General features: G+C 62.0%; 5 protein-coding genes and 1 other RNA gene. 4 read left to right on the top strand and 2 right to left on the bottom strand.

What is annotated here, in order from left to right; all coding sequences use genetic code 11:
• Positions 1-1,342: DNA polymerase III subunit gamma/tau (locus WB528_RS26280; RefSeq protein ID WP_423892209.1), on the bottom strand; the 1,342-nt coding region annotated here is incomplete at its 3' end.
• Positions 1,343-1,456: 114 nt separating this feature from the next.
• Positions 1,457-1,553: signal recognition particle sRNA small type (ffs, locus tag WB528_RS26275), an RNA gene on the bottom strand.
• A gap of 126 nt (positions 1,554-1,679) precedes the next feature.
• Between ffs and WB528_RS26270 the strand changes: the two genes are divergently transcribed.
• From WB528_RS26270 to WB528_RS26255, 4 genes are all read left to right on the top strand, one after another.
• Positions 1,680-2,108, top strand: coding sequence for an HIT domain-containing protein (locus WB528_RS26270; RefSeq protein ID WP_423892206.1), 429 nt, complete (start codon positions 1,680-1,682; stop codon positions 2,106-2,108).
• A gap of 165 nt (positions 2,109-2,273) precedes the next feature.
• Positions 2,274-3,224 carry an NAD(+) diphosphatase gene (nudC, locus tag WB528_RS26265; RefSeq protein ID WP_423892204.1) on the top strand — a complete coding sequence of 317 codons (951 nt, stop codon included), beginning with the start codon at positions 2,274-2,276 and terminating at the stop codon, positions 3,222-3,224.
• 60 nt (positions 3,225-3,284) lie between these two features.
• Positions 3,285-4,223 carry a sugar kinase gene (locus tag WB528_RS26260; RefSeq protein WP_423892202.1) on the top strand — a complete coding sequence of 313 codons (939 nt, stop codon included), beginning with the start codon at positions 3,285-3,287 and terminating at the stop codon, positions 4,221-4,223.
• Between the two features lie 106 nt (positions 4,224-4,329).
• On the top strand, positions 4,330-4,830 hold the full coding sequence (locus WB528_RS26255) for an Lrp/AsnC family transcriptional regulator (protein ID WP_423892201.1): 501 nt from the start codon (positions 4,330-4,332) through the stop codon (positions 4,828-4,830).
• Positions 4,831-4,905 lie beyond the last annotated feature (75 nt).

The following is a 4,905-nucleotide window of genomic DNA, read 5'->3' as shown; positions in this document are numbered from 1 at the left end:
GCGCCGGGGTGGACCGTGCCGGCTGGGACGGCATTATCGAGGCCGGCGCCGCCGGGGCCGAACGTGGCGCGGCATTCCCTGTCACGACCGGCGAAGTCCCGCCGGTCTGCTCGATCATACGGATGGCTTCATCCGGCGTCGGCATATCGGCGACGTAGGCGATCCGCACCAGCACCATTTCCGCTGCCGCCGCGGGACGCGTCGCCACTTGTACCTCGGCGGTGCCCTTGAGCAGCATCTGCCACATCCGTGACAGCACGCGCATCGAAACCTTGGCGGCGAAGTCCCGCGCCCGCAGTCGCTCGGTCTCGCCGAAGGCGACGTTATCGGCCGTCGCCGGAACGATCTTGACGCGGGTGACGAAGTTGACGAATTCGGCCAAATCCGACAGCACCACGACCGGGTCGGCGCCGGTGTCGTACTGCTCGCGAAATTCCTTGAATGCGCTCGCGATGTCACCGCGAACGAGATGTTCGAACAGATCGATCACCCGCGTTCGATCGGCAAGGCCGAGCATCTGCCGCACGGCGTCCGCGCGCACTGGACCGGCCGCATGCGCGATCGCCTGATCGAGCAGCGACAGCGAATCGCGCACCGAACCTTCGGCGGCGCGCGCGATGATGCCGAGCGCCTCAGCCTCCGCTTCGACGCCCTCTTTCGCCGCGATATTGGAAAGATGCGCCATCAACACATCCGCCTCGACCCGCCGCAAATCGAAACGCTGGCAACGCGACAGCACCGTGACGGGCACTTTGCGGATTTCGGTGGTGGCGAAAACGAATTTAGCGTGCTCCGGCGGCTCTTCCAGCGTTTTCAGAAACGCGTTGAATGCCGCCGTCGACAGCATATGGACTTCGTCGATGATGTAGACCTTGTAGCGCGCGCTCGCCGGGGCGTAGCGCACGCTGTCGTTGATCTGACGCACATCGTCGACGCCCGTGTGGGAGGCGGCGTCCATCTCCAGCACATCCATGTGCCGGCTTTCCATGATCGCCTGACAGTGCACGCCGAGTTTCGGCATATGGATCGTCGGCCCCTTCACCGATCCATCGGGCAGTTCGTAGTTCAAGGCCCGCGCCAGAATCCGCGCGGTCGTGGTCTTGCCGACGCCACGGACGCCGGTGAGGATCCAGGCTTGCGGGATGCGCCCGGTTTCGAACGCATTCGAGACGGTGCGTACCACCGCCTCCTGGCCGATCAGGTCCTCGAAACCCGCAGGGCGATACTTCCGCGCCAAAACGCGGTAGGGCTTGCCGGTCTCTGCCGGGGCGCCCAGAGCAAATCCGCTTTGACCGGCATTGTCGGGATCGTGGGGGGGCAGTGGCGCGCCAGCATCATTCATCGGTTGGTCCGCAATTGATCATCTCGCGAAGCTGGCTTTGCGGAACAGACACTTTGCGGAGCAGCCGCCCGGCGGAATCGGTCGCAGCGCATGCGCTATTCGCCGGCAAAACAGGTAGGAGACTGACGAGCGACCCGATCCGGACCTCGTTAGGGCTGCTTCCTTCCGGACCTGACCCGGTTGGCGAGTGGCTCGTCCACCGCCAATCTCCCGGCCCTTATTTGGAGCCAAACGGCCCCGAAAGCAAGCGGGGGCCGGGTGGTTTGGGGGACTTGTACAGAATCGCGGATAAGGCATTAATTACAGGGTCTTGGCCGTCCGAGACAGGGAAATATCCATGGCCGCTGAGGAATCCACCTGGTCGCTGCATGCGCGGCTCAAGGAAGACACCATCGACATCGGCGACCTGCCGCTCTGCCGGGTGCTGGTGATCAAGGATGCGCATTATCCCTGGCTGCTGCTGGTGCCACGCCGGCCCGAGGCCGTGGAGATCATCGACCTCGATGAGGTGGAGCAGGCGCAGTTGATGACCGAGATTTCCCGGGTCGCGCGCGCATTGAAAGAAATCACCAAATGCGAGAAGCTGAATATCGCAGCGCTCGGCAACATGGTTCCGCAACTGCACGTGCACGTCATCGCGCGGCGATCCAGCGATGCCGCGTGGCCGCATCCGGTTTGGGGGGTCAAGCCGCCGCTGGCGCATGATGCTGAGGAGGTTCAGCGATTTATCAGCGCGCTTCGCCGCAAAATCTGGCTGGTGAAGTAGATTTGCCATTTGCTCCCCACCTGGCCGCCGGCTCGCGATGCGAATGTCAAATCCTAAACTTCACTAGAATCTGATATTTACTGGTGATCCTATGATTCTAGCATTCGCAAGAGTGGCTGCTGAGGGGGGATGCGAGTGTTAGAATCGGATCACCAGGTTGAACACATGACTGCATTTGATTCGTTTCCATTGGGACAGCCGGGTTTCGTCTCGCACGTCCTCGATCGTGCTGCCCATCTGCGCGGCGACGAGGCGAAACTGCTGGCGCTGGAAAGCCACCCCGATGCTCGCGCCTATGTCGTCTATCGGGACTCGCTGGTGGTGAGGCGAGAGGCGGCAAGTCCCCGCGCGCTCTTGAGTCTCGAAGAGGCTTTGAAACTCGGCGCCAATCCTGGCACCATTTTCTTGGGCCTCCGAGACGGTGCGCCCGTATTCGGCATGGGTATATCGCCGGCAGCGGTCGAGCAGTTGCTGACCCGCGACGATGCCGCCGTCAGCGAATTGCGCGGCATGGCGATGCAGGGCGCGGTTCCTCCCAACCAGTTGTCGGCAATCGCCATGGCGAAGTCGATGGTGACCTGGCATCAGCGCCATGGCTATTGCGCCAATTGCGGAACCCGTACCGCGATGAAAGAGGGCGGCTGGAAGCGCGACTGCCCGAGTTGCAAGGCTGAACATTTTCCCCGCACCGATCCTGTCGTGATCATGCTGGTGACCTCGGGCGACAAGGTTCTGCTCGGCCGCCAGAAGCATTTCCTTCCGGGGATGTATTCCTGCCTCGCTGGTTTCGTCGAAGCCGCCGAAACGATCGAGGCCGCGGTTCAGCGCGAGAGCTTCGAGGAATCCGGTATCCGCTGCACCGACGTTCGATATTACATGACGCAGCCCTGGCCTTATCCTTCGTCGCTGATGATTGGATGCACGGCCCGCGCCTTGAACGAGGACATTGTCGTTGACCGCGCGGAACTGGAAGATGCGCGCTGGTTCGATCGCGCCGAGGCGACCTTGATGATACGGCGGGAACATCCCGACGGACTTGCCGGTCCGCATCCGTTTGCGATCGCCCATCATCTGCTCGGACGATGGGTGCATGATGGTCCCGGCCATCAAGTGTGACCGGAACCGGCCCCTTGCCGCTGTCGTTAGGCATCCAGCTACAAATACCCGGGAACCCGTATGACCAACGCCGCCTCAACTCCGCATCGCGCGGGTAAGCAACCTCCACGGATTCTCTGCATCGGCATGCCGGTGCGCGACCTGACATTTCGCGTGCCTGGACTGCCGGCGCGCGGCTCCAAGGAGAACGCTACTCATTTTGAGGAAATTTGCGGCGGCAACGCACTCAACGGCGCGATCGGAATCGTACGGCTCGGTGGCCGCGCCTCGATCTGCGGACCGATGGGGGACGAGAGCGAAACGACGTCCAGGTACATCTATGACAAGATGGCGGAGGAAGGCATCGAGACCCGACATCTCGTGCACATGCCGGGCCTGGTGACGCCGATCTCCAACATCATGATCGACCCCAGCGGCGAGCGCACCATTGTCACCTTCCGCGATCCGGAATTGTGGAACGTGCGCCTCTCGAATCACAACACGCTATTGGAAGATTGCGATGCCATCCTGACCGAGAGCCGCTGCGCGACATTCTGCACCGATCTCTGTGCGGAAGCGACGCGGCGCGGCATTCCGGTCATTGTCGACGTCGATCGCGCGATGTCGCTGCGGGAAGGCCTGCTCACCGCGTCATCGCATCTGATTTTCTCCAGCGAACCCTTGCAGGAAACGGCCGGTGTCACGGACGACGGCGAAGCGCTCAAGAAGATTGCAAAACTGACCCCGTCCTTCCTCGCCGGCACGCGGGGCGCGCAAGGCACGATTTGGCTCGACGAGCACCAGACCCTGCAACAGACGCCGGCTTTCCCGGTGCATACCGTGGATACGCTGGGCGCAGGCGACGTGTTCCACGGGGCATTCGCGCTGGCGATCACCGAGAACCAGGATTTGCGGGCGGCTCTGCGGTTCGCTTCGGCGGCCGCTGCGCTGAAATGCACCCGCTTCGGCGGGGCCTTCGCGGCCCCGCAACGTACTGAAGTTGAAGCGCTTTTGGGCTAGGAGCGGCTGCCGGCTGGGGTCGATTTATGCCAGCGGACTTGTCATAGAAGAATTTTCTATATAAGAGGGCGTAAACCTTCATTATTGGAAGAAAGTTCTTTCAGACATGACCGATCTCGCCGTTCACGCCCCCGATCTCAACCGCAGGCTCGATGCCATCGACCGCAAGATCCTCACCGTGCTGCAACAGGACGCCTCGCTCTCGGTCGCCGAGATCGGCGACCGCGTCGGCCTCTCCTCGACGCCTTGCTGGAAACGAATCCAGCGGCTGGAGGCCGACGGCGTCATTCTGCGCCGGGTAGCGCTGGTCGATCAGAACAAGATCGGACTCGGCATCACCGTGTTCGTTTCGGTCGAAAGCGCCGATCACTCCGAGGCGTGGCTGCAGAAATTCGCCGAGGCGGTCTCGGCGATGCCCGAGGTGATGGAATTTTATCGGATGGCGGGCGATGTCGATTACATGCTGCGCGTCGTGGCGGCGGACATGCAGAGCTACGACGTGTTCTACAAGAGACTGATCGGCGCGGTACCGCTGAAGAATGTGACGTCGCGTTTTGCGATGGAAAAAATCAAGTCGGTGACGGCTCTTCCGGTGCCCGCGAACTAGCCCAGGAATGGCTCTGAAGCGATGACGTAGGCTGATCTTCACGTCGCCTCACCTTGCGGCAAACAACCTCCGCGA

Source organism: Bradyrhizobium sp. (assembly GCF_049586575.1).
Taxonomy (GTDB): domain Bacteria; phylum Pseudomonadota; class Alphaproteobacteria; order Rhizobiales; family Xanthobacteraceae; genus Bradyrhizobium.
This window is presented reverse-complemented; position numbering and strand designations above follow the sequence as displayed.